Annotated in this window: 3 protein-coding genes; all 3 read right to left on the bottom strand. The window is 66.7% G+C overall.

Annotation, left to right across the window (positions count from 1 at the left end; genetic code table 11):
* Positions 1-28: 28 nt before the first annotated feature.
* The 3 genes from tnpC to tnpA are packed head-to-tail and all read right to left on the bottom strand — an operon-like array spanning position 29 to position 2345.
* Complete coding sequence (tnpC, locus tag CGK74_RS17790; protein WP_094269726.1) at positions 29-1648, bottom strand: IS66 family transposase; 1620 nt, start codon at positions 1646-1648, stop codon at positions 29-31.
* A gap of 29 nt (positions 1649-1677) precedes the next feature.
* Positions 1678-2037 carry an IS66 family insertion sequence element accessory protein TnpB gene (tnpB, locus tag CGK74_RS17795; protein WP_002937031.1) on the bottom strand — a complete coding sequence of 120 codons (360 nt, stop codon included), beginning with the start codon at positions 2035-2037 and terminating at the stop codon, positions 1678-1680.
* Positions 2037-2345: an IS66 family insertion sequence element accessory protein TnpA gene (tnpA, locus tag CGK74_RS17800; RefSeq protein ID WP_004355067.1), complete on the bottom strand. Its 309-nt coding sequence runs from the start codon at positions 2343-2345 to the stop codon at positions 2037-2039. Before tnpA ends, tnpB begins: the two co-directional genes overlap by 1 nt.
* Positions 2346-2428 lie beyond the last annotated feature (83 nt).

The raw sequence follows: 2428 nt of genomic DNA on the forward strand, positions 1-2428 counted from the left end.
GTAAGCGGTAACCGGGCGGCGTTCTTGCCTACTTCGAGCGCGGGTGGAGATCGGATCGAAGCGGATTGGCCGCGAAGTGTTGCTTCCACAGCCTTGGGGTGAGTTGTGCGACATCGGCGGCAGGGTGCTGGCCGACGCGTTGGAGCACATCGACCAGATAGACATAGGGGTCGATGTCATGCAGGCGACAGGTGGCGATCAGGCTCTGCGCGATCCCCACGTATTTCGCGCCGACCTCGGTCCAGCAGAAGAGCCAGTTGCGGCGGCCCATCGGCACTACGCGCAAGGCGCGCTCGAGATGATTGGTGTCGATCGGCACCTCGGGGTCGGCGAGGTAGACCTCGAGGGCGGCCCGGCGCTCACGCACGTAGGCCAGGGCAGTGGTGAGCGGTGAGCTCGGCAGCAGACCGTGGGATTCGAATTGGGCGTCGACCCAGTCGAAGAACCGATCGACCCTCGGCTTGGCCTGGGCGAGCCGGTATGCGCGGCGTGCCTCGCCGATGAGTTGTGCCTCACGGATGTGCTGCTCGACCGCGTAGAGCTGGCCGATCATCTCCAGTGCCTGCGTCGCCCGTTCGGGCTCGATCGACTGCGCCTCGAAGAACTTTCTTCTCGAGTGCGCCCAGCATTGCGCGCGCGTGAGCCCGCATTTTTGTGCGTAACGCTCGTAGGCCGCGTAGCCGTCGGTGAGCAGCACCGCCCCCTCGGGCGGTGGATCGGTCCCCAGGGTCTGCGCAATGTGTTTGCCACTACGCCCCTCGTGATAGGCGAAGCAGATTTCGTCGCGCTCGCCATACACCGGCCAGAAGTAGCCGCCCTTCATCTTCCCCGGGCCGGCGCGCCCGGCCTTGATCGGGGTCTCGTCCATCGCCTTGATGCGACTTGCGCGGATCGAGTCGAGCTGGGCCGTAAAGATCGGCTCGAGCAGCGCGAGCGCCGCGTGGGTGAGCTGCGTGAGCCACGGGCGCGAGACCCGGATGCCGTTGTCCCCGAGCCGCTGATGCTGGCGGTACAGCGGCTGGTGGTAGCAGAACTTGTCGGTGATGAGCCCGGCGATGAAGCTCACGTCGGCGCGGCTACCGTCGATCACCCCGGCGGGGGCCGCCGGGCAGTGGATCGTCTGCGTGTCGCGGCGCTTGATGACCGGGCGCACGTACTTGAGGATCACGTAGCTGCCCGGGCGCTGCGCCAGGCGATGGCTCACCTTCTCGCCGATCACCTCGAACTGTTCGGCGGTGAGGCCCTCGGTCTCGGGGTTGGCGAGCGTGATCGTCTCGACCGGGACGCGCGTCTCGTCGAAGAATAGCGCCGATTCGTCCTTGCTCTGGGCGAAGTCGGTGCGCGACGCACGACGGGTGTGTCCCGCCACGGTCTTGCCGGGGACATCGGGCTGTGTGTCGGGGATCGGCAACTCGCCCAAATACATCTGCGTGGTGTCGGGTGACACCACGCGCTTCTCGCTCTTCTGGCCAAAGAGCTGGCGGCGGAACCACTCGAGCTGATGCTTGAGTGCCGCAAACTCGAGCCGCATCGCATCCATGTCGCGCTGCAAGGCGACGTTCGCCTGCGCCAGTCCGACGATCTGCTCGGGCGCCCACTGGGCGGCCTCGGCAAGGGTCGGAACGGGGGTGGAGTGCGGCGCGGGCATGGCGCATATTTTACCGTAGAACCCAGCATTCATGCGGGTTGCACGGCGTTTGCGGGCAGTTGGAAACGGCGCTTGGTGCGGGCCGGCTCGATGCCTTCGAGCAAGAGCTTGAGCCCGGTCCAGTCCATCTGGCGCGTGCGAACCTGCGCCCAGTTCGACACGAAGCGCCCCTGCTCGAGACGCTTGGCCCACACGCAGAATCCGGTGCGATCCCAGTACAGCACCTTCATCTGCGTGCCGCGTCGGTTGATGAACACGAACAGCTCGCCCGACAGCGGATCGCAGCCGAGCGCCTGGCGTGTGAGCGCGTACAGGCCGTCGAAGGATTTGCGCATGTCGACCGGGCGGCCATAGACATGGACCCGGACCGCGCCTTCGGGGAAGAACATCAGCCGCGCGACAGGTGAAGGATCACGCCGTCGCCCAGATCGAGCCGCAGTTCGAGGCGACCGGTGCCGCCGAGTTTGAGCGTGCCGGCGTCGACGAAGCCAGTGGCCTCCATCGCCGGCGCGGCAGGCTGCGTACTCGGCTCGCCCAGCAGGCTACGCCAGCGCCGGAAGCTCGACTCGCTGAGCCCCTCGCGGGCGCAGAACGGCTCGATCCCCAGGCCGCTCGCGGCAAACCGCGCAAAGACGGTTTCCCACTCCTGGCGGCTACGCCGCCGCCACTTGTTGTTGGTCGCTGTCGCCCTGGTCACTGCGGCTCCTCCCTGATGAATGCGGGAGGGATTGTTCCGCGTGGGCGCGGGCGGGCAAAGAACGCCGCTCAGTGACCGGTTAC

It is taken from the genome of Thauera propionica (assembly GCF_002245655.1).
Taxonomy (GTDB): Bacteria; Pseudomonadota; Gammaproteobacteria; order Burkholderiales; family Rhodocyclaceae; genus Thauera; species Thauera propionica.

Bases quoted from the DNA above. Each gene is read 5' to 3' on its own strand.
- tnpC (WP_094269726.1), bottom strand. From the start codon at position 1,648: ATGCCCGCGCCGCACTCCACCCCCGTTCCGACCCTTGCCGAGGCCGCC.
- tnpB (WP_002937031.1), bottom strand. From the start codon at position 2,037: ATGTTCTTCCCCGAAGGCGCGGTCCGGGTCCATGTCTATGGCCGCCCG.